Annotated in this window: 18 protein-coding genes and 1 pseudogene; 1 reads left to right on the plus strand and 18 read right to left on the minus strand. The window is 68.5% G+C overall.

What is annotated here, in order from left to right; genetic code table 11:
* Positions 1-9: 9 nt before the first annotated feature.
* From ctaC to FB464_RS06650, 3 genes are all read right to left on the minus strand, one after another.
* Positions 10-897 carry an aa3-type cytochrome oxidase subunit II gene (gene ctaC / locus FB464_RS06640; RefSeq protein ID WP_211327359.1) on the minus strand — a complete coding sequence of 296 codons (888 nt, stop codon included), beginning with the start codon at positions 895-897 and terminating at the stop codon, positions 10-12.
* Between the two features lie 248 nt (positions 898-1,145).
* Complete coding sequence (locus FB464_RS06645; RefSeq protein ID WP_104243474.1) at positions 1,146-1,514, minus strand: HesB/IscA family protein; 369 nt, start codon at positions 1,512-1,514, stop codon at positions 1,146-1,148.
* Positions 1,515-1,607: 93 nt separating this feature from the next.
* Positions 1,608-3,050, minus strand: a complete 1,443-nt coding sequence (locus tag FB464_RS06650; RefSeq protein WP_116414560.1) for a dipeptidase — start codon at positions 3,048-3,050, stop codon at positions 1,608-1,610.
* Positions 3,051-3,107: 57 nt separating this feature from the next.
* Between FB464_RS06650 and FB464_RS06655 the strand changes: the two genes are divergently transcribed.
* The gene (locus tag FB464_RS06655) at positions 3,108-3,704 is read left to right on the plus strand and encodes a DUF3043 domain-containing protein (RefSeq protein ID WP_116414559.1); all 597 of its coding nucleotides are present in this window, start codon (positions 3,108-3,110) and stop codon (positions 3,702-3,704) included.
* A gap of 138 nt (positions 3,705-3,842) precedes the next feature.
* Here the strand turns inward: FB464_RS06655 and FB464_RS06660 are convergent, their stop codons facing one another.
* From FB464_RS06660 to ftsW, 15 genes and pseudogenes are all read right to left on the minus strand, one after another.
* Positions 3,843-4,877, minus strand: coding sequence for a quinone-dependent dihydroorotate dehydrogenase (locus FB464_RS06660; protein WP_116414558.1), 1,035 nt, complete (start codon positions 4,875-4,877; stop codon positions 3,843-3,845).
* Positions 4,878-5,044: 167 nt separating this feature from the next.
* Positions 5,045-5,503: pseudogene (gene nrdR / locus FB464_RS06665) on the minus strand (transcriptional regulator NrdR); the annotation flags it as partial.
* Positions 5,504-5,560: 57 nt separating this feature from the next.
* Positions 5,561-6,871 carry a histidinol dehydrogenase gene (hisD, locus tag FB464_RS06670; RefSeq protein WP_116414556.1) on the minus strand — a complete coding sequence of 437 codons (1,311 nt, stop codon included), beginning with the start codon at positions 6,869-6,871 and terminating at the stop codon, positions 5,561-5,563.
* A gap of 125 nt (positions 6,872-6,996) precedes the next feature.
* Positions 6,997-10,464 carry a DNA polymerase III subunit alpha gene (gene dnaE, locus FB464_RS06675; protein ID WP_116416549.1) on the minus strand — a complete coding sequence of 1,156 codons (3,468 nt, stop codon included), beginning with the start codon at positions 10,462-10,464 and terminating at the stop codon, positions 6,997-6,999.
* 111 nt (positions 10,465-10,575) lie between these two features.
* Entirely contained in the window at positions 10,576-11,496 is a 921-nt protein-coding gene (locus FB464_RS06680) for an RluA family pseudouridine synthase (protein WP_116414555.1), read from the minus strand.
* 1 nt (position 11,497) lies between these two features.
* The gene (lspA, locus tag FB464_RS06685) at positions 11,498-12,100 is read right to left on the minus strand and encodes a signal peptidase II (RefSeq protein WP_246092956.1); all 603 of its coding nucleotides are present in this window, start codon (positions 12,098-12,100) and stop codon (positions 11,498-11,500) included.
* Complete coding sequence (locus tag FB464_RS06690; protein ID WP_116414554.1) at positions 12,090-12,749, minus strand: DivIVA domain-containing protein; 660 nt, start codon at positions 12,747-12,749, stop codon at positions 12,090-12,092. The genes lspA and FB464_RS06690 overlap by 11 nt, the downstream gene beginning before the upstream one ends.
* Positions 12,750-12,847: 98 nt before the next feature.
* Positions 12,848-13,159, minus strand: coding sequence for a YggT family protein (locus tag FB464_RS06695; protein ID WP_281279742.1), 312 nt, complete (start codon positions 13,157-13,159; stop codon positions 12,848-12,850).
* 7 nt (positions 13,160-13,166) lie between these two features.
* On the minus strand, positions 13,167-13,721 hold the full coding sequence (locus FB464_RS06700; protein ID WP_116414553.1) for a cell division protein SepF: 555 nt from the start codon (positions 13,719-13,721) through the stop codon (positions 13,167-13,169).
* A gap of 40 nt (positions 13,722-13,761) precedes the next feature.
* Positions 13,762-14,478 (minus strand): YggS family pyridoxal phosphate-dependent enzyme, encoded by a 717-nt coding sequence (locus FB464_RS06705; RefSeq protein ID WP_116414552.1) that lies wholly within the window; start codon positions 14,476-14,478, stop codon positions 13,762-13,764.
* Positions 14,479-14,508: 30 nt separating this feature from the next.
* The gene (gene ftsZ, locus FB464_RS06710; RefSeq protein WP_116414551.1) at positions 14,509-15,735 is read right to left on the minus strand and encodes a cell division protein FtsZ; all 1,227 of its coding nucleotides are present in this window, start codon (positions 15,733-15,735) and stop codon (positions 14,509-14,511) included.
* 163 nt (positions 15,736-15,898) lie between these two features.
* Complete coding sequence (locus FB464_RS06715; RefSeq protein ID WP_170151901.1) at positions 15,899-16,711, minus strand: FtsQ-type POTRA domain-containing protein; 813 nt, start codon at positions 16,709-16,711, stop codon at positions 15,899-15,901.
* A 417-nt stretch (positions 16,712-17,128) separates the two neighbouring features.
* A complete protein-coding gene (murC, locus tag FB464_RS06720; RefSeq protein ID WP_170151900.1) occupies positions 17,129-18,616 on the minus strand; it encodes a UDP-N-acetylmuramate--L-alanine ligase in 1,488 nt (495 codons plus the stop codon).
* A 34-nt stretch (positions 18,617-18,650) separates the two neighbouring features.
* Positions 18,651-19,802: a UDP-N-acetylglucosamine--N-acetylmuramyl-(pentapeptide) pyrophosphoryl-undecaprenol N-acetylglucosamine transferase gene (locus FB464_RS06725; RefSeq protein WP_116414548.1), complete on the minus strand. Its 1,152-nt coding sequence runs from the start codon at positions 19,800-19,802 to the stop codon at positions 18,651-18,653.
* Positions 19,799-21,160 (minus strand): putative lipid II flippase FtsW, encoded by a 1,362-nt coding sequence (gene ftsW, locus FB464_RS06730; protein ID WP_116414547.1) that lies wholly within the window; start codon positions 21,158-21,160, stop codon positions 19,799-19,801. Before ftsW ends, FB464_RS06725 begins: the two co-directional genes overlap by 4 nt.
* Between the last annotated feature and the right edge of the window lie 3 nt (positions 21,161-21,163).

Below are 21,163 nucleotides of genomic sequence, written 5' to 3' on the forward strand. Positions count from 1 at the left end.
CGTCGCCTTCTACTTCGAAGTCTCGGACGAGGTCTCTGCCAGGGGCGAGACCTTGCCGGGAAGGTTGGTGTTGCGGTTGTAGTCGTCGCCCAGCTGACCGGTGAAACCCTGGTCGGCAAGAGACTTCGTGTAGGCGTCGTAGTCGGCCTGCGACACGACCTTCACGTTGAAGAGCATGTCGGAGTGGTACTCGCCGCACAGCTCCGCGCACTTGCCGGCGAAGGTGCCGATGCGCTCCGGCGTGACGTACATGTAGTTCGTCTTGCCGGGGATCATGTCCTTCTTGTACAGGAAGTCGATGACCCAGAAGGAGTGGATGACGTCGCGGGCGTGGAGCTCGATGGTGATCTTCTTGTCCACCGGGAGGACCAGGGTCGGGATCTCGCTCTCGACGAGCGATCCGTTGGGGTCGGCGGGGTCGGCCTGGGCCTGGACTCCCGCGGTGTAGACGTTCTGGTTGACGTAGTTGAAGTCCCAGGCCCACTGCTTGCCGTAGACCGAGATGACCTCGTCGGGAGCGGAGTAGGGCTGCTCGATCTCCGCCTGGTCCTTCGCGGTGAAGGCGAAGAAGCCGAGCACGAGGATCAGTGGAACCACCGTGTAGAAGATCTCGATGGGCATGTTGTAGCGCAACTGCACCGGAAGCCCGGTCTGGCCGCGACGGCGGCGGAACACGACGACCGCCCAGATCGTGAGGCCCCAGGTGATGACACCCACGGCGAGCAGTACGAGCCACGACGTCACCCAGAGGCCGGTGACCTTGTCGGTGTTGTTCGTGGTGCCCTGTTCTCCCGGGAGGAAGCCCTGGAGCTGCTGCTGGGAGCAGCCCGCCAGAAGCAGGCCCATGCTCACCATCACGGGAATGGCGACCCATCTGAGACGTCTTTTCGAGCGCACCTGAAACCCTTCGGAACTACTGCTGGCGATACTTGTGTCAAGTGTATTTGACCCTGCCTAGCCTAATGTGTCGAATCTCGGCTGAATGTTTGCGGCAGCACAGCTGGCAGGTGTGTCTGGGCATGCCCAGAGCACGAAAAAACCCCCGAGATCCGCCAGATGACGGGCCTCGGGGGCTAAAGCTGAGCGATTCTACTCAGCGTAGAAATTTTTTGCCGAGTTGCCTCGGCAGGCGGGTTGCAGGCCCTCTAGTGGAAGGAGTCGCCGCACGCGCAGCTGCCGCCGGCGTTCGGGTTGTCGATGGTGAACCCCTGCTTCTGGATGGTGTCCTCGAAGTCGATCGTCGCGCCATCGAGGTACGGCACGCTCATCTTGTCGACGATGACCTCGACGCCGTCGAAGTCGACCACGCCGTCACCGTCGAGCTGGCGCTCGTCGAAGTAGAGCTGGTAGATGAGCCCCGAGCATCCACCCGGCTGCACAGCGACGCGGAGACGCAGGTCGTCGCGACCCTCCTGGCCGAGCAGGCTCTTCACCTTCGCTGCGGCACCGTCGGTCAGACCGACCTTGTGGGCGGGCGCCTCGACCTGCGGGGTGAGTGAGATGGTGTCGCTCATGACGTCTCCTTAGTGGTGAGTCGGTGGGTTTGAGAAGAATACTAAACCGAGAACCTGCGAACAGGGCGTTCTATTCCGGAACGGGGCGCCCGGCTACTCCGGAATCCGGTTCTCCGCCAGGCGCGAGAGCAGCAGCGCCTCGGTGAGGATGGCGCGCTTGAAGACACCGAGGTGCAGAGACTCATTGGGGCTGTGGGCCCGGGTGTCGGGGTCTTCGACGCCGGTCACGAGGATCTGCGCGTCGGGGAACACCCGCACCAGATCGGCGATGAACGGGATCGAGCCGCCGATCCCGGTCTCCATGGGTTCGACGCCCCAGCCGTCGGCCATCGCCTTCTTCGCTGCGGTCACCGCCCACCCGCTGGTGTCGACGAGGAAGGGCTGGCCGCCGTCGGTGTCGCTGATCTCGACGTGGGCGCCGAAGGGCACGTTCGCGTGCACATGCGCTTCGAGCGCTGCCAGCGCCTCCCGGGCATCCTGCCCCGGGGCGATGCGCGCGCTCAGGCGCACGGAGACCTTCGGCAACAGGGTGTTCGAGGCGTTCGCGACGCTCGGGGCGTCGATGCCGGTGATCGTGATGGCGGGCTTCGCCCAGAGCCGTGCCAGCAGTGGCCCGCTGCCGATCGGAGTGACCCCGGGCAGCAGCGCCGCGTCGCGGGTGAAGTCGGCGATCGCGTCCGGGCTGTCGGGCACCGTCTCGCCCGACTCCGTGAGGCCCTCGACCGCGACGCTGCCGTCGGGCCCGTGGAGCGTCGAGAGGAGGCGCACCATGGCCATCATCGCGTCGGGAGCGGCTCCCCCGAACATCCCGGAGTGCGAGGCGTGTTCGAGCGTTTCGACCGTGAGCTTGAAGGTGACGTTGCCGCGCAGGCTGATGGTGAGGGAGGGAGTGTCGACGTTCCAGTTGTCGGAGTCGGCGACGATGATCACGTCGGACGCCAGGGCGACGCGGTTCTGTTCGAGGAAGTCGGCGAACGACCGGGAGCCGAACTCCTCCTCGCCCTCGATGAAGAGCACGAGGCCGAGGTCGAGGTCGTCGCCGTATTCGTGCGCGAGCGCGCGCACTGCGGCGAGGTGCGAGACGACGCCGGCCTTGTCGTCGGCCGCGCCCCGCCCATAGAGGCGGTCGCCGCGCACGGTCGGCTCGAAGGGGGGCGAGTCCCAGTCGGCGTCGTCGCCGGGCGGCTGCACGTCGTGGTGCGCGTAGAGCAGCACCGTGGGCCGGCCGTTCCGGGCCCGGCGGGTGGCGAGCACGGCGGGCTGGCCGAGTTCACCGCTCTGCGGGTCGGCGACGGCCTGCTTGATGTGGACGGCGTCGAAGACTCCCGTCGCTTCGAACAGGGCGGCGACGGCCTTCGCGCTGGCGGCGACGTGGGCGGGGTCGAAGGCGCTCCACGAGACGCTCGGGATGCGCACCAGGTCGGTGAGGCCGGCGATCGTCGCCGGCAGGGCACCGGCCAGGAAGCTCCGGATGCCCTCCTCCCGCTCGCTGGATGCTGTGTCTTGGCGGTCGGACGTGCCCTGTTGCTCGGTCATACGGGTAATCTTAGAAGGCAGGCAGCATCCACTGCCCGCGAGACTCAAGGACTGACTGTGTTCAAGCGCCCCACCCCCGCCGCCCCGACCGAGACCGCCGAGCAGGTCGCGGCCCACGCCGCCGCGCAGCAGCGCCAGGCCGGTTCGGGCAAGGGCGCGCCGACACCCACCCGCCGGGAGCAGGAGGCTGCGCGGAAGCGCCCGCTCGTGCCGAGCGACCGCAAAGAGGCGGCCCGGCAGGCGAAGAGCCAGACGTCGGCCGAGCGTGAGCGTGCCCGCATCGGTATGGCCGCCGGCGAGGAGAAGTACCTGCTCGCCCGCGACCGGGGCGTGCAGAAGCGATTCGTGCGCGACTACGTGGACTCGCGGTTCAGCATCGGCGAGATCGTGATCCCCGCCGTGTTCGGCATCATCCTGCTGCAGCTCGTTCCGAACCCGCAGATCCAGACCTACCTGACGCTCGTGCTCTACGCCTTCGTGATCATCGTCGCGCTCGACATCGTGCTGATGGGCAACCGCATCAACAAGCTGCTGCGTGCGAAGTACGGCACTCTCGACCGGGGCCTGCGCTGGTACGGCGCGATGCGCGCCCTGCAGCTGCGCCCGATGCGGCTGCCGAAGCCGCAGGTCAAGCGCGGCCAGCGCCCCAGCTGAGCCGCGTCGCTGCTTCCGTCGCATCCGCGCACGTTTGTCGCATCCGCTGGTGCGCGCGCAGGCGCGGAAGCGACAAACGGTAGCGCAAGTCGTGCCGGGCCCGGGAGCAGCGTAGAGCGCGCTGTGCGCGGCGGAGCTTCAGTGGGCGGCGCGGAGCGCGGCGAGGCCGCGGTTGACCTGGCGGGCCCAGAGCGGGCCTCGGTAGAGGAACCCGGTGTAGCCCTGCACGAGGGTGGCACCGGCGGCGAGGCGTTCGGCTGCGTCATCCGCCGTCTCGATGCCGCCGACCGAGATCACACAGAGGTCCGCGGGAACGACGGAACGCACCAGCTTCAGCACCTCGAGGGACCGGGTCGCGACGGGCGGGCCGGAGAGTCCCCCCGCGCCGGCCGCAGCGACGATCTGCGGATCTGTGGCGAGTCCTTCCCGCGAGATGGTGGTGTTCGTGGCGATGATGCCGTCGAGCCCGAGTGAGACGGCGAGTTCCGCGATGCGGCGCACCTCGTCGTCGCTGAGGTCGGGGGCGATCTTCACGAGCAGCGGAACGGCGCCCGCCTCCTCGCGAACGGCGGTGAGGAGCGGGGCCAGCTTGTCGAGCTCCTGGAGTCCGCGGAGCCCGGGAGTGTTCGGCGAGCTGACGTTCACCACCAGATAGTCGGCGACGGGGGCGAGCGCGCGAGCGCTCGAGCGGTAGTCGTCGATCGCGTCGTCCACGTCGACGACGCGGCTCTTGCCGATGTTGATGCCGACGATGGGCCGGTAGGCGGCGCCAGACGTGCGCGCGACCCGCAGGGCAGCGGGGCCCGCTCCCCCGTTGTTGAAGCCCATCCGGTTGATCACGGCGCGGTCCGGCACCAGGCGGAACAGTCGCGGGCGCTCGTTGCCGGACTGCGCCTTGGCCGTGAGGGTACCGATCTCGACGTGGCTGAAGCCGAGCATCCCGAGCCCGACGATGGCGCGCCCGTCTTTGTCGAACCCGGCCGCGACGCCGAACGGCGAGTCGAAGTCGAGCCCGAGGGTGTGCACGGCCAGAGACGGGTCGGGCGCGGTGAAGCGTCGCACGAGGGACCCGAGGCGCGTGCGCGGCAGGGCACGGATGACGTCGAACGCGAGGTGATGCGCCTGCTCGGGGTCGAGCCGCGACAGCACGAACCGGAAGAGGAGGGGGTACACCGGTGCCGCTACTCGGGCCGGGCGGCCGAGGCCGCGCTGGCGGGCTTGGCCGCGGTTCCGGATGTCGCGGCGGAGCCGGCGCCGACGCCGGCCGGCGAGCTCGCCGAACCGGAGCTCCCCGAACCGGAGCTCGCGGCTCCGGATGCCGCGGGGCCGCCCTGCCGGTCATCCGGAGCCTCGGCGTGCTCGACGCGCAGCAGGGTGATCGCCGCCTCGAAGTCGTCGAGCGAGTCGAAGGCCTGGTAGACGCTCGCGAAGCGGAGGTAGGCGACCTCGTCGAGCTCGCGGAGCGGCTGCAGGATGGCGAGCCCGATGTCGTTCGCCTCGACCTGGGCGGCGCCGGTCGATCGCACGGTCTCCTCGACCCGCTGGGCGAGCACAGCGAGGTCGGAGTCGGTGACCGGCCGGCCCTGGCAGGCCTTCCGCACGCCGTTCATGATCTTCTCGCGGCTGAACGGGACGACGACACCGCTCCGTTTGATGACGCTGAGGCTGGCCGTCTCGGTGGTGCTGAAGCGGCGACCGCAGTCCGGGCACTGGCGGCGGCGACGGATGGCGACACCGTCGTCGGAGGTGCGTGAGTCGACGACGCGGGAATCGGGGTACCGGCAGTACGGGCAATACATGGTGCCTCGAGTTTACCGCTCCGGCGCGAGGGCTCGCGCGCCGCGGGCCGAGTAGGCCTAGTCGCGGGGGAAACGGGCCGCAACGGCCTCGGCGTGCGCGGGGAGGTTCTCGCTCGTGGCGAGGGCGTGGATGCGCTCCGCCACCGCGCCGAGCGCCTCGCGGTCGTAGCGGATGATCTGCTGGGGCCGCAGGAACGTGTACGCCCCGAGGCCCGACGAGAACCGCGACTGTCCGCCGGTCGGCAGCACGTGGTTCGACCCGGCGAGATAGTCCCCGAGGCTCACCGGCGAGTACGACCCCACGAAGATGGCGCCGGCGCTGTGGATGCTCGCCACCACCTCGTCGTCTGATGCCGTCTGGATCTCCAGGTGCTCGGGCCCGTACGCGTCGCTGAAGCGGGCGGCCGCGGCGAGGTCGTCGACCAGCACGACGGCGGACTGCTGCCCGTTCAGCGCAACGAGTACGCGCGCCGAGTGCGGCGTCGCCGCGGCCAGACCTTCAAGTTCAACTCGAACCTCATCCGCGAATGCGGGGGAGGTGGTGACCAGCACGGCGGCTGCGAGTTCGTCGTGCTCGGCCTGGCTCACCAGGTCTGCGGCCACAAAACCGGGGTCGGCCGTCTGGTCGGCGATGATCAGGATCTCGGTGGGCCCGGCCTCCGAGTCGATACCGGTGCGGCCCCGCACAAGGCGCTTCGCCGCCGCCACGTAGACGTTGCCCGGGCCGGTGATGATCTGCACGGGCTCGAGCCCGAGGTCGGCGACGCCGTACGCCAGGGCGCCGATCGCCCCCGCTCCACCCATCGCGTAGACCTCGGTGATGCCGAGCAGGCCGGCGGCCCCGAGGATGGTCGGGTGCACGCGCCCGCCGAACTCCTTCTGCGGGGGTGACACCAGCGCGATCGACGGCACTCCGGCGGCCTGCGCCGGCACCACGTTCATCACGACGCTCGACGGGTAGACCGCTTTGCCGCCGGGCACGTAGAGCCCGACCCTGTCGACCGGCTGCCAGCGCTGCTCCACGATCGCCCCGTCGCCGAGCGACGTCGACGCGGCGGGCGGGATCTGCGCAGCCGTGGCCTGCCGCACACGCCCGATGGCCCCTTCGAGAGCGGAGCGTACATCCGGAGCCAGCGCGGCGACCGCATCGTCGATCTCGCTCTGCGGAACCCGGATGCTCGGAGCCTCGCCCCCGTCGAACCGGGCCGCCTGCGCGCGGAGTGCCGCGCTGCCCTCAGCCCGCACGGCCTCGATCAGCGCCGAAGCCGCCTCGGTCGCGACCCCGACGTCGGTCACCGCCCGGGGTACGAGGTCGAGCAATTCGGCACGCGACGGGTTCGTTCCCCGCAAGTCAATGGTCTGCATCATGGCCCCCCGATTCTACCGGCCCGCCTGCGGAGCCCACCGCGCGCCTCCACCACAATCGAGTGGGCGATTTGGGCCCCATAAATCCCATTTTGGGGCCCAAATCGCCCGCTCGAGGGAAAACGGGGTCAGAGCAGGCAGGCGGGGCCGAGGAGGGACTTCAGTTCGCCATAGAGATCGGCCGTGACGCGAACCCGGTACGGGATCTCGAAGACGCGCGCCGTGCCGCCCTTGAGGAGCTTCAGCCGCACCTCGTTGTCCCCGGAGTGCCTGATCAGCACGTCGTTCAGCGCCTGAACCGTCTCCGTCGTCGCGCGGGCGTCGGCCATCGAGATCTCGATCGGCCCTCCCCCGTCGGCGTTCCCGAGATCTGGCGTGAACAGGCTGAACGCGTGCAGGTTCATCCCGTCGTCCCGGATCGACACCCGCCCGCGCAGCACCACGATCGAATCGTTCGTGAGGGCCGGCGAGAACTCCTGGTACGCCTTGCCCATGAACATGGCCGTGACCTCGCCGCCGAAGTCCTCGACCACGATCGAGCCGTACTGGTTGCCCGAGTTCCGGGCCACCCGGTGCTGCACGTTCGTGATCAGCCCGGCGACCACCACCGTGTCGCCGTCGGCGGTGTGCTCACTGGTCAGCATGTCCGTGATGGTCGTCGACGCGTGTTTCGCCAGCGCCACTTCGAGCCCGGCGAGCGGATGATCGGACACATAGAGCCCGAGCATGTCGCGCTCGAACGCCAGCTTGTCGCGCTTCGACCACTCCGGCCGGTCGGGTACCTGCCGGTTGTCCTGCGGGGCATCCCAGAGCGAGTCGAAGTCGAAGCCGACCTGGCCGTTCGCCTCTGCCCTCTTCTCGCTCACAGCCGCTTCCACAGCGGATTCGTGGATCTCGACGAGCGCCCGCCGCGTGTCGCCGAGCGAGTCGAATGCCCCCGCCTTGATCAACGACTCGACCGTGCGCTTGTTGGCAGCGGCCAGCGGGATCTTCTGCAGGAAGTCGTGGAACGACGTGAAGGCTCCCTTCGTCTTCCGCGCCTCGATGATGTGGTCGACGACCGAGAAGCCCACGTTCCGCACCGCGCCCATACCGAACCGGATGTCCTCGCCGACGGCCGCGAAGAAGCCGATCGACTCGTTCACATCCGGCGGCAGCACCGTGATGTTCATGCGCCGGCACTCGTTCAGGTAGATCGCCGACTTGTCCTTCGAGTCCCCCACCGACGTGAGCAGCGCCGCCATGTACTCGGCTGGGTAGTGCGCCTTGAGGTACGCGGTCCAGTACGAGATGACGCCGTACGCCGCGGAGTGCGCCTTGTTGAACGCGTAGTCCGAGAAGGGCAGCAGGATGTCCCACAGCGTCTTGACGGCCGCGTTCGAGTAGCCGTTGTCGTTCATCCCCTTCGAGAAGCCCTCGTACTGCTTGTCGAGCTCCGACTTCTTCTTCTTGCCCATCGCGCGGCGCAGCAGGTCGGCCTGGGCGAGCGTGAACCCGCCGAGCTTCTGCGCGATCGACATGACCTGCTCCTGGTAGACGATCAGGCCGTAGGTCTGCCCGAGCACCTCCCGCAGCGGCTCCTCGAGTTCCGGGTGGATCGGCGTGACCTGTTGCAGCCCGTTCTTCCGGAGCGCGTAGTTGGTGTGCGAGTCGGCGCCCATCGGGCCCGGCCGGTAGAGCGCCAGGATGGCCGAGATGTCTTCGAAGTTGTCGGGCTTCATCAGCCGCAGCAGCCCACGCATGGGCCCGCCATCGAGCTGGAACACCCCGAGGGTGTCCCCCCTGGCCAACAGTTCGTAGGCCGGGACGTCATCCAGCTCCAGCTCTTCGAGCACCGGCCGGAACCCGCGGTTCGACTCGATGTTGTCGAGCGCGTCGTCGATGATCGTGAGGTTGCGGAGCCCCAGGAAGTCCATCTTGATCAGTCCGAGCGACTCGCAGGCCGGGTAGTCGAACTGCGTGACGATCTGGCCGTCCTGCTCGCGCTTCATGATCGGGATGATGTCGATCAGCGGGTCGCTCGACATGATCACACCGGCCGCGTGCACGCCCCACTGGCGCTTCAGGTTCTCGATGCCGACGGCCGTCTCGAACACCGTGCGGGCCTCGGGGTCGGCTTCGATGACGGCGCGCACATCCGACGCCTCCTTGAACCGTGGATGCGCGGTGTCGAAGATCCCGGAGAGCGGGATGTCCTTGCCCATGATGGGCGGCGGCATGGCTTTGGTGAGCTTCTCCCCCATACCGAAGGGGAAGCCGAGCACACGCGATGAGTCCTTCAGCGCCTGCTTGGCCTTGATGGTGCCGTAGGTGACGATCTGGGCGACGCGCTCGTCGCCGTACTTCTCCGTCACGTACTTGATGACCTCACCACGGCGCCGGTCGTCGAAGTCGACGTCGAAGTCGGGCATCGAGACGCGATCCGGGTTCAGGAACCGCTCGAAGATCAGGCCGTGGCGGATCGGGTCGAGGTCGGTGATGCGCATCGCGTACGCGACCATCGAGCCGGCACCGGAGCCACGGCCCGGGCCCACCCGGATCCCGTTGTTCTTCGACCAGTTGATGAAGTCGGCGACCACCAGGAAGTAGCCGGGGAACCCCATCTGCACGATGACGCCGACCTCGTAGTCGGCGCGGGCGCGCACGTCGGAGGGGATGCCGAGCGGATAGCGGTCGACGAGCCCCTTCTCGACCTCCTGAATGAACCAGGTGTCCTCGGTCTCGCCGGCCGGCACCGGGTAGCGCGGCATGTAGCTCGCCGAGGTGTCGAACTTGACCTCGCAGCGCTCGGCGATGAGCAGCGTGTTGTCGCAGGCCTCCGGATGATCGCGGAAGATCTGCCGCATCTCCGCCGCGGTCTTCAGGTAGAACTCGTCGGCGTCGAACTTGAACCGGTTCGGGTCGCTGAGCGTCGACCCCGACTGCACGCAGAGCAGCGCGGCGTGGGATGTCGCGTCATGGGCGTGGGTGTAGTGCAGGTCGTTCGTGGCGACGAGAGGCAGGTCGAGCTGCTTCGCGAGCCGCAGCAGGTCACCCATGATCTGGCGTTCGATGCCGAGCCCGTGGTCCATGATCTCGGCGAAGTAGTTCTCCCTGCCGAAGATGTCGCGGTAGTCGGATGCCGCCTTCACCGCCTCGTCGTACTGCCCGAGGCGGAGGCGCGTCTGAACCTCACCCGACGGGCATCCGGTGGTCGCGATGAGGCCGTTGGAGTACTGCGCGAGCAACTCGCGATCCATTCTCGGCTTGAAGTAGTAGCCCTCGAGCGACGCCCGCGAGGAGAGCCGGAACAGGTTGTGCATGCCGGCCGTGTTCTCGCTGAGGAGCGTCATGTGCGTGTACGCACCCGACCCCGACACGTCGTCGCGCCCGGAGTTCGGGCCGCCCCACTTGACGCGGGTCTTGTCGCCACGGTGCGTACCCGGCGTGATGTAGGCCTCGGTGCCGATGATCGGCTTGATCCCGGCGTCTGTCGCCGTCTTCCAGAAGTCGAAGGCACCGAAGACGTTACCGTGGTCGGTGACGGCAACCGCGGGCATCCCCTGCTCGACTGCGGCTTCGATCAGGGGTTTCACACGTGCAGCACCGTCGAGCATCGAGTACTCGGAATGCACGTGGAGATGAACGAACGAATCGGCCGCGGGTGACAAATCTTCTCCGACTAGCTAGGGGTTGAGGTCACCAGTTTAGCCGGAGCCCGCCGACATTCAGTCGGCCCGCAGCGTGTCGAGGGCGTGCTGCAGGTCGGCCGGATAGGTCGACGCGAACTGCACGTACTCCCGCGACGCCGGATGCACGAACCCGAGCTTCAGGGCGTGAAGCCACTGCCGGCCGAGCCCCAGCCGGGCCGAGATCGTCGGATCGGCGCCGTACATCGCGTCCCCCACGCAGGGGTGCCGCTGTGCGGCCATGTGTACGCGGATCTGGTGGGTGCGGCCCGTCTCGAGGTGGATCTCGAGCAGTGACGCGCTCGGGAAGGCCTCGATGGTCTCGTAGTGGGTCACACTCGGCTTGCCAGAGGCGACAACGGCGAACTTCCAGTCCGAGCGCGGGTGGCGACCGATCGGCGCGTCGATGGTGCCGGCGAGCGGATCCGGGTGTCCCTGCACGACGGCATGGTAGATCTTGTCGACCTCGCGGTCGTGGAAGAGCCGCTTCAGCCAGGTGTAGGCGTCCTCGCTCTTCGCGACGACCATCAGCCCGCTGGTTCCGGCGTCGAGGCGGTGCACGATCCCCGCGCGCTCCGCCGCGCCAGACGTGGAGATGCGGAAGCCCGCGGCGGCGAGGGCGCCGAGCACTGTGGGGCCCGTCCAGCCGACCGACGGGTGCGCGGCGACGCCGACCGGCTTGTCCACCACGACGATGTCGTCGTCGTCGTGGATGATCGTGAGATTCTCGACCGGGGTCGGTTCGACGCGCAGCTCCTGTTTGGGGGCCCAGCTCACCTCGAGCCAGGTGTCACGGCGCAACCGGTCGGACTTGCCGGCGACGCGTCCGTCGACGCTCACTCCACCGGCCTCGACCACGTCGGCGGCGAAGCTGCGGGAGAAACCCATCAGCTTCGCCAGCGCCGCATCGACCCGTTGGCCGTCGAGACCGTCGGGCACGGGCAGCTGTCGGGACTCCATGTCAGTCGGTCTTCTCTGCGGCATCCACTCGCGCGGCGCGCCGACCGTCGAGCCCGACGCCGCGGATCGTCAGGATGAGGAACACGACCATGGCCGCGCAGATGGCCGTGTCGGCGAGGTTGAAGATGGCGGGCAGAATCGGGATCTTGATGAAGTCGACGACGTGGCCGACGCCGAACCCCGGCTCACGGAACAGCCGGTCGACGAGGTTGCCGAGGACTCCCCCGAGCAGCAGCCCGAAGACCATGGCCCAGCCGATCGACCGGATGCGCCGGGCGAACCAGACGATGAAGACCACGACGGCGGCGGCGAGGATCGAGAAGATCCAGGTGTAGGCGTTGCCGATCGAGAAGGCAGCACCCGAATTGGTCACGTAGAAGAACTGCAGCAGATCGCCGAGCACGGGAACGTACTCGTTCAGGGGCAGATTGGCGACCACGAGGGCTTTCGCCCCCTGGTCGACCCCGAGGACGACAACCGCTACAAGCACGAGAACGACCAGTGCGCGAGCACTGATCGTTCTCGGTCGGCCCTCGGCCGGTGTCACCTGTGAGGTGTCGCCGATGTCAGGGGCGTGGGCTGTCGCCTCGTGCTCAGGCTCCAAAGCCCTGGAGGCTGGACGCCGGAGCGCTCTCGCCGGAGGAATCGAGGTCGCGCAGCTGGCCCTCGATGTAGCCGCGCAGCTTCTGGCGGTACTCCTTCTCGAAGGTGCGGAGCTCGTCGATGCGGTGCTCGATGCCCGCCTTTTCCTGGTTCAGCTTCGCCAGTTCGGTGCGCTGCTTCGCCTCAGCCTCAGCGACGAGGCGGTTGGCCGTGGCCTGGCCTTCCTCGATGAGCGCGGCGCGCTTGTCCGCGCCCTCCTTGACGTGCTCGTCGTGCAGGCGACGGGCGAGCTGCAGCAGGCTGGTCGTGCTCGCGGCGTCTTCGGGGTCTGCCACCGTGCTCGATGCGGCAGCGGCGGGCGCCGCGGCGACGGGCTCGGGAGCGGGCGTCTCGTCGATCGTCTCGACGACGGCCGTCTCCTCGCTGACCTCTGCGGCGGGCTCTGCCGGTGCAGCCTCTTCGCTGGCGGCAGCAGCGGGCGCAGCGCTCGGCACGATGCCCTTGCGCAGCTCTTCGTTCTCGGCAATCAGGCGACGAAGCTCAACCACGACCTCGTCGAGGAAGTCGTCGACCTCGTCCTGGTCGTATCCGGCCCGAAACTGGGTCTGCGAAAACCGCTTGTTAACAACTTCTTCCGGAGTTAACGGCATGTTCTTCCACCTTTATTACTTGTGACTGTCTGAGCGAGCCAGACACGGTCTAGGGAACGTTTTGGCGTTTCAGCACCTACGATACATGCGACACCCGATCATCCGGCAATCACCCGCACGTAACTGGCGACGGAGAGCAGGATGATCACCAGCAGCATCACGATGGTCCAGCCGAAATCGAAGGCGACGGGCCCGATGCGGAGCGGCGGGATGAGCCGCCGGAAGAACCTGATCGGCGGGTCGGTCACCGTGTAGGCCACCTCGGCCAGCACGAGAACAGGCCCCTGGGGGCGCCACTGCCGCTGGAAACTCCGGACGAGGTCGAGGATGAACCTGCCCCACATGACGAAGAAGAACAGCAGCAACGCCAGATAGACGACGGTCGCGATGATTGCTACGAGTGAACCCACCCGTCAATTATGACTGGACGAAGAAGGAAGATTCTGTACGAGTGTCGGTCTGGGCCTCACCCGACACCGAAACGTGCGCCGGGGAGAGCAGGAACACCTTGCTGGTGACCCGTTCGATCTTGCCGTAGAGGCCCTGCGAGAGGCCACCTGCGAAATCGATGAGCCTCCGCGCGTCGGCATCCGTCATCTGCGACAGGTTGATGATGACGGGGATGCCCTCACGGAAGCTCTCGGCGATGATCTGCGCATCTTTGTACTGCTTCGGGTGGACGGTGAGGATTTCATTCATTTCGAGCGGAGCCGCCTCTGTGTGAGTCGTGGTTCGACGGAGTGGGGTGACAGGCGCGCGACCGGCGTTCGACTCCGAGCGGTTCGACTCGTGGCGATTCGAATCCGCGCGGGAGCTGTGCTCGCGGGCGGGGGCGACGGCGCGTTCCACCGGGGCCTGGGCCGCCTGCGGGTGGGCGACGTGTGCGACAGGGGCCGCCTGCGCCTGGTCGTAGTCGAGTTCTTCGTCGGCAAGCCCGAGGTAGACCATCGTCTTGCGTAGTGGATTGGCCATGTCTTCCTCCGGGTTGGATGTACGGGTGCCTACGTAGAGATTAACCGCGCGCGGGCCTGATTCCGGTGATTGCGGAACCGATCCGTAGGTGTGTCGCGCCCTCGGCGATGGCTTCGGCGAAGTCGTTCGACATACCCGCGGAGAGGGCGGATGCCCGGGGAAAACTCCGCCGCACGTCGTCCGACACGGCCCGAAGCTCCGCGAAGGCCCGGCGCGGATCGCCGTCGTTCGGTGCCACTCCCATGACCCCCCGGAGGTCGAGCCCGGGGAGCGTTCCGATGTGCTCGGCGAGGGCCACGGCATCCTGCGGCAGAACACCGCCCCGGTCGGGATCGGCCGTGAGGTTGACCTGCACGAAACATCCGATCGCCCGCCCCTCAGCCGCCCGTTCCCCAGAAGCGAGGAGGTCGGCGAGCGAGGCCCGGTCGAACGAGTGGATGACCGATGCGTATTCGGCGACCTGCCGGGCCTTCTTGCTCTGCAGCTGCCCGATGAAGTGCCAGGTGATGCCGAGGCCGTCGAGCTCTGCCGCCTTCTCCCGCGCCTCCTGGTGCCGGCTCTCGCCGAAGTCGGTCACGCCGAGGGCAGCCAGTTCGCGGAGGAGGGGTATGCCGTGGAACTTCGTGACGACGATCAGCGTCAGTTCGTCGACGCTCCGGCCCGAGGCGCGTGCCGCCTCGGCGATGGATGCACGGACGAGGGCGAGCCGACCCGGAAGGTCTGGCCCGCCCTCGTTCGGCGCTGGTGTCTCGGCGATGGGTGTTGCCTCGTGCTGCTGGCGCGACAGTTACTTGAGGAAGTCGGGGACGTCGAGGTCGGAGTCGTCGTCGTCGGACGCCGGGTCGAGCTGGGCCGTTCCCGTGAGGCTGTGCTCCGGGTTCTGCGCCCAGGACGCTGCCGAGGACTGCGGTTCCTCGGGGCGATCGCGGCGGGTCTGCGGCGCAGCGGCTGAGGCGCTGCCGCCCGAAGCCGATCCCGAACCCGAACCCGAACCGGCTCCGGCGAAGAGGTCGCTGGCGTCGTTCGGCACGGTGAAGCCGCGCTTGGCTGCCGCGTCGGCAATCGTCTCGGCCGTGTCGAAGCCCGCGGCGATGACGGTGACCCGCACCTCGTCGCCCAGGGTGTCGTCGATGACGGCACCGAAGATGATGTTCGCCTCGGGGTGCACCGCGTCCTGGACGAGCTTCGCGGCGTCGTTGATCTCGAAGATGCCAAGGTTCGAACCGCCCTGGATGGACAGCAGAACGCCGTGGGCGCCCTCGATGCTCGCCTCGAGGAGGGGTGAGGCGACGGCCAGCTCGGCGGCCTTGATGGCGCGGTCGGCTCCCCGTGCCGACCCGATACCCATGAGGGCCGATCCTGCACCCTGCATGACGCTCTTGACATCGGCGAAGTCGAGGTTGATGAGGCCGGGGGTGGTGATCAGGTCGGTGATGCCCTGAACACCGGCGAGCAGCACCTGGTCGGCCGTCGAGAACGCCTCGAGCATGCTGATGCCGCGGTCGCTGATCTCGAGCAGGCGGTCGTTCGGAACGACGATGAGGGTGTCGACCTCGTTCTTCAGGGTCGCGACACCGTCTTCGGCCTGGGCCATGCGGCGCTTGCCCTCGAAGCCGAACGGCTTCGTGACGACACCGATGGTGAGCGCGCCGATCGACTTGGCGATGCGGGCGACGACGGGCGCGCCACCTGTTCCGGTGCCACCACCCTCACCGGCGGTGACGAAGACCATGTCGGCTCCGGCAAGGGCCTCCTCGATCTCTTCGGCGTGGTCTTCGGCGGCGCGCCGGCCGACCTCGGGGTCGGCTCCTGCGCCGAGCCCGCGGGTGAGCTCACGGCCCACGTCGAGCTTCACATCGGCGTCACTCATCAGCAGCGCCTGGGCGTCTGTGTTGATGGCGATGAATTCGACTCCGCGAAGGCCGAGTTCGATCATCCGGTTGACGGCATTCACGCCGCCGCCACCGATGCCGACCACTTTGATCACGGCGAGGTAGTTCTGGTTCGATGTCACGTCCGGCCTCCGGGTCTCAAGCTCAAGTTGAGAGTTAATGTTATGCTGAGTATGTATTTCTTGTGATCAACTTAGGCGGGATGCGGCGGGGTGGCCGTAACGCGCTTGGCGTGTCGGATGTTGCATCCGAAAACTGGCGCGCGCGATCAGGCGCAGAGTCGGATCAGCCGGAGACGACGGGGCTCTCGGGACTCGACACGTCGTAGGTGATCGACTTCTCGGCGTTCTGGGTGCCGATCAGCTTGTCGAGCACCAGCGCCTTCAGGGAGGAGTTGGCTTCGCTCCCCCAGACCACTTTCTGCCCGCCACCACCGAGCGTGAACATCACCGAATCGGGCGTCGCGGCGCTGATGGTGTCGACCTTCGCCAGCAGGTCGGCCGGCATCGAACGGAGCACCGCCGCAGCACCCAGGAAGCCGGGGCTGCCGACAGCGGATGCCGTCACGTCGATCACGGGAAATCCGTCGGGCCGGGCATCGCTGTGCGACATCACCACGCCCGCGGGGTCGACGAGGTCGAACCCGCCGGCGGGCACAGCGACCGAGCCGACGGGCTGGCGTTCGACGATGCGCACGATCAGGGTGTTCGGGAGGGACGACTCCGTCGAGTAGCTCTGGATGAGAGGGAAGGCGGCGAGCTCGGACTCCATCCGCCCGAAGTCGACGAGGGCGAGCGGGCGCCCGACCTGGTCGGCGAGGGCCGCCTGCAGCTGTGCGGCGTCGAGGCGGGAGGTGCCCTGCACGGTGATGGAGCGCACGGCGAAGACGGGCGAGTAAGCCGTGAAGAGCACGACGAGAACCAGAGCCGCGACGGCGCCGAGCGAGACCAGCCAGGTGACGCGCCGTCGGCGGCTCCGCTCCGTGAAACGCCGGGCCTCGAGGCGCTCCACCCGGCGGCGGCGGCGTTCGGCCGTGCGCAGCACGCTCCGCGCGCTCCGCCCGCCCGCGCCCGCCCCCGCGTCTGCCTCTCTCCCCAATCGAGTGGGTAGTTTGGGCCCTTCCCGGCCAATTTTGGGGCCCAAACTGCCCACCCGATTGTCAGTGGGTGGGGTGGATGCTGCGAGCGGGGTGGGTGGGGTTGGTGAGGTGGATCGGGTGGGCAGTTTGGGCCCTTCAGGGCCGGTTTTAGGGCCCGAACTGCCCACTCGATTGAGGGTGGGTGGGGGGGATGCTGCTGGTGGGATGGATGGGGCGGGCTGGGGTGGCTTCACTCGCGTCATGAGAATGGGCGGAGTTGCGGGCGCGGGTGGCGCATCGGACGTCGCTGGCGCGCCTGGTCGGCGTTTCGGCGCAGCCGAGGGCGCGGGCGGGGCGGGCGGGCGCGGGGGCACGACCGGAGTCGGCGGCGTGGGCGGCGGGGTTACTCCGTTGGGCCTCTTCATCGGCGGCCCACGCTATGCGTCGCGCCCGAGCTCGGCGGCGGGCGCGGTCGCGCCGGGTACAGCGGCGGCAGGGTTCGCGGCGGGAGCAGCGGCAGCAGGGGCGGCGGCGGGGGTCACGGCGAGCGACGCGAGCAGCTGCGGCACGATCAGGTTCACGTCACCGCAGCCGAGCGTCACCACGAAGTCGCCGGGGCGGGCGATCGACGCGGTGAAGTCGGCCGCCTCCTGCCAGTCCGCGATGTAGGCCACGTGTGAGGAATCTGCGAAGCGCGACGAGACCGTCTCGCCCGTCACCCCGGGAACCGGGTCCTCCCGCGCACCGCACACGTCGAGCACCACGGTGAAGTCGGCCGTGCGCTCCAGGGTCTCCGCGAATTCGCCCGCGAGCAGCTGGGTGCGGCTGTAGAGGTGCGGCTGGTGCACCGCGATGATCCGGCCCTCGCCGACGACCGTGCGCGCAGCGGTCAGTGCGGCATCCACCTCCGTCGGGTGGTGCGCGTAGTCGTCGTAGACGCTGACGCCCCGCACCGTGTCGTGCAGTTCGAAGCGGCGGCCGGTTCCGTCGAAGGGAGCCAGGGCATCCAGAGCCGCTGCCGGCTCGAAACCCAGCCCGACGAGCACCGCGAAGGCTCCCGCCGCATTCAGGGCGTTGTGGATGCCCGGCACCTGCAGGCTGCCCGAATACGTCTCTCCGAGGTAGTCGACCGCGAACGCCACGTTGCCGGTGGCGACGACCGAGTGCAGGCGCACATCCGCAGAGGAGGCGAACCCGAACGACAGCACCCGCGACGCGGTGAGCCGCGATCCGACCCGCAGGGCCCCGGCGTCATCGGAGGAGATCACCACGAGCTCGGAGGCCTCATCGGCGAACGACACGAAGGCGTCTTCGACGGCCTCGACCGAGCCGTAGTGGTCGAGGTGGTCGGGGTCGACGTTGGTGATGAGCGCGACGGCCGTGTCGTAGAGCAGGAAGGAGCCGTCGGATTCGTCGGCCTCCAGCACGAACAGCTCGCCGTCGCCCCACGCCGAACTCGTGCCGAGGGCGGAGATCACCCCGCCGTTCACGAAGCTGGGTTCGGCGCCGAGGCCGAGCAGGGCGGTGACGATCATCCCGGTCGACGTGGTCTTGCCGTGTGCGCCGGCAACGGAGATGAGCCGGCGGCGGTTCACCAGCCAGGCGAGCGCCTGCGACCGGTGCAGCACCGGCAGGCCGCGCTGCTGGGCGAGCACGAGTTCGGGGTTGTCGGGCCACAGCGCGCTGGTGACGACGAGCGTGTCGGCGTCGCCGAGGTTTGCGGCATCATGGCCGACGTGCACGGTCGCACCGAGCGCGCGGAGCTTCTCGGCGGTCTTCGAGTCGGTGCGGTCGGAGCCCGTCACGGTGACCCCGGCCGCCAGGAACAGGCGAGCGATGCCGCTCATTCCGGCGCCGCCGATGCCGACGAAGTGTACGGCTCCGAGTTCTGCCGGGATCTCGAGGGACATATCGGGTTTGATCACGCTGGGCATCCTGTCGTTCTGCGAATAGACAACGTTACGCGCCCTTCAGCGCTTGCTCGATCAGGTCCACGGTGCGGGCCGAACCGTCGGTGACACCCGCGCCGAGCGCCGCCGCCGCCATGGTGCTGATCCGGCTGCGGTCACTGAGCAGCGGCAGAAGGGATGACCGGATCCAGTCCGGCGTGAAGTCGGCGTCCCGCACCAGCACGGCCCCGCCCGCGTCGACCAGGTCGACAGCGTTGAAGCGCTGTTCGCCGTTGCCGACCGCGTACGGCACCAGCACCGACGGAACACCGAGCGCCGCCAGTTCGGAGACCGTCGCCGCGCCCGCGCGGGAGACCGCGAGGTCGGCCACCGCGAGGGCGAGCTCCATACGGTCGCAGTAGCGGAGCATCCGGTAGCCCGGGATGCCCGGATCGACGAGCTCCGACCGGTCACCGGTGATGTGCAGCACCTGCCAGCCGGCAGCCACGAGGTCGGCTGCGGCGGCGAACACGCTGCCGTTGAGCTGCGCCGCGCCGAGCGAACCGCCGGTGACGAGCAGCACAGGGGCGTCGCCCCGGAGGTCGAAGAGGGCGAGGCCTTCGGCGCGCGCCGCGGCGAGGGGCAGCGCGGCGGAATCGGGCGCGAGCGCACCGCCGGGCGTGGCATCGCCGGGCATGGCCGCGGCCGGCCGACCGGCCAGCGCCTGGATCTCGCGCCGGAGCGGCATCCCCACGAACCGCCCGTGCGGCAGCACTCCGGCGCGGAAGGCGAGGCCGACGTACGGCGTGAAGCGCGCACCCAGCCTGTTCGCCAGGCCCGGGCGGGCGTTCGCCTCATGGATGACCAGCGGCACCCGCGCGCGCCGCGCCGCCAGGTACGCGGGAGCTGCCGCGTAGCCGCCGAATCCGACGACCACGTCGACGTGACGCTCGCGGATCAGCCGGGCGAGGTCGGCGATGACGCGGCGGAGACCGGCCGGGAACGCGGCCGCCGCGCGGTTCGGGCGCCGGGGGAACGGGAGTTTCGGGATCGTGACGAGCTCGTAGCCGCGTTCCGGCACGAGGCGCGCCTCGAGCCCGGTCGCGGTACCGATGACGACGATCGTCGCTTCGGGGTCGCGACGGCGCAGTTCGTCGGCCGTGGCGAGCAGCGGGTTCACATGACCCGCCGTGCCGCCGCCGGCCAGGAGGTAGGTCGTCACTTCGTGCGCACCGGTCGGCGGCGGGGTACGAAGGGTGTGGCGTTCGACGGAACGGGGGCCCGGAGGGCGCCCGCATCCGGATCGCCCGCGGTCTCCTTCGTCTGCCCCCGCGCGATCGACAGCACGACGCCGATGGCGATGAGGGTGGTGATCAGCGCCGAACCGCCCGAGGAGATTAGCGGGAGAGGAACGCCGAGAACCGGGATCACCCCCAGCACGACGGCGATGTTCACGAACGCCTGGCTGATGATCCAGACCATGACCGAACCCGAGACGACCTTCGAGAACATGTCCTTCGACGACCGGACGATGCGGAGGAAGGCGATCGCCAGCGCCACGAACAGCCCGATCACGACGAGGGCGCCGATCATTCCGAGCTCCTCGCCGATGATCGCGAAGATGAAGTCGTTGTCGGCGGCCGGCAACCACGACCATTTGGCCTTCGAGTTGCCGAGGCCGACGCCGAAGAATCCGCCGTTCGCGAGGGCGAAGAGACCGTGCTGGGTCTGCCAGCAGCTGCCGGCGTAGTCGGTGCAGCCCTCGCCGAGGAAGCTCCCGATGCGCGAGACCCGGCTCGAGCTCGACGCGGCGATCACGGCGATCGCGGCAACCCCGAGGATGACGGGGATGATGAACATCCGCAGCCGGATGCCGGCGAAGAACAGCGCTCCGAAGAGAAGGCCCGCCATGATCATGACCGTACCGAGGTCACCGCCGAGCATCACGAGGAGCACCGCGCCGCCCGCGACCGGAACCACCGGGATGGCGACGTGCTTCCAGAGGTGCAGGTACCGCTGCTTCTTGGCGAGGATGACGCCCATCCAGATGACGAGGCCGAGCTTGATCAGCTCGGACGGCTGCAGGCTCACGCCGGCGACGTTCAGCCAGTTCAGGTTGCCACCCACGGTGACGCCGAGCGGCGTGAAGAGCACCAGCAGCTGCAGAACGACTCCACCCGCCAGGGCGAGCCAGCCCCAGCGCTTCCAGAAGGGCAGCGGGAGCCGTGAGATGACGAGCATGAGGGGCACGCCGATCAGGGCGAAGACTCCCTGCTTCCAGAACGTGCCGAAGAATCCCTGCCGGGCGGTGTACGAGTCGATGGACGACGACGACAGCACCATGACGAGGCCGAGAACCACGAGGAACAGCGTCGTGCCGAGCAGGAAGTAGTAGTTGCTCGACTCGGCCTGGAACACCCGGTTCACCCGGATGCGGGCGGTGCGCGCGCGGGTGCGGTCGACGAAGCCGGGCTGCGGAGCACCGGCTGCAGCAGCACCGCTTCTCGGGGCACCGGATGTCGCGGCCTTGGCCGAGGGTGCGCCGGGTCGACCCGGGCGGGTGCCCGACGGGCGGCGCATCGT

This window comes from Subtercola boreus (genome assembly GCF_006716115.1).
In the GTDB taxonomy this organism is placed as follows: domain Bacteria; phylum Actinomycetota; class Actinomycetes; order Actinomycetales; family Microbacteriaceae; genus Subtercola; species Subtercola boreus.

Bases quoted from the DNA above. Each gene is read 5' to 3' on its own strand.
- FB464_RS06700 (WP_116414553.1), bottom strand. From the start codon at position 13,721: ATGGCCAATCCACTACGCAAGACGATGGTCTACCTCGGGCTTGCCGAC.
- ftsW (WP_116414547.1), bottom strand. From the start codon at position 21,160: ATGCGCCGCCCGTCGGGCACCCGCCCGGGTCGACCCGGCGCACCCTCG.
- hisD (WP_116414556.1), bottom strand. From the start codon at position 6,871: ATGATGCAGACCATTGACTTGCGGGGAACGAACCCGTCGCGTGCCGAA.
- FB464_RS06650 (WP_116414560.1), bottom strand. From the start codon at position 3,050: ATGACCGAGCAACAGGGCACGTCCGACCGCCAAGACACAGCATCCAGC.
- FB464_RS06680 (WP_116414555.1), bottom strand. From the start codon at position 11,496: ATGGAGTCCCGACAGCTGCCCGTGCCCGACGGTCTCGACGGCCAACGG.
- FB464_RS06690 (WP_116414554.1), bottom strand. From the start codon at position 12,749: ATGCCGTTAACTCCGGAAGAAGTTGTTAACAAGCGGTTTTCGCAGACC.
- FB464_RS06645 (WP_104243474.1), bottom strand. From the start codon at position 1,514: ATGAGCGACACCATCTCACTCACCCCGCAGGTCGAGGCGCCCGCCCAC.
- dnaE (WP_116416549.1), bottom strand. From the start codon at position 10,464: ATGCTCGACGGTGCTGCACGTGTGAAACCCCTGATCGAAGCCGCAGTC.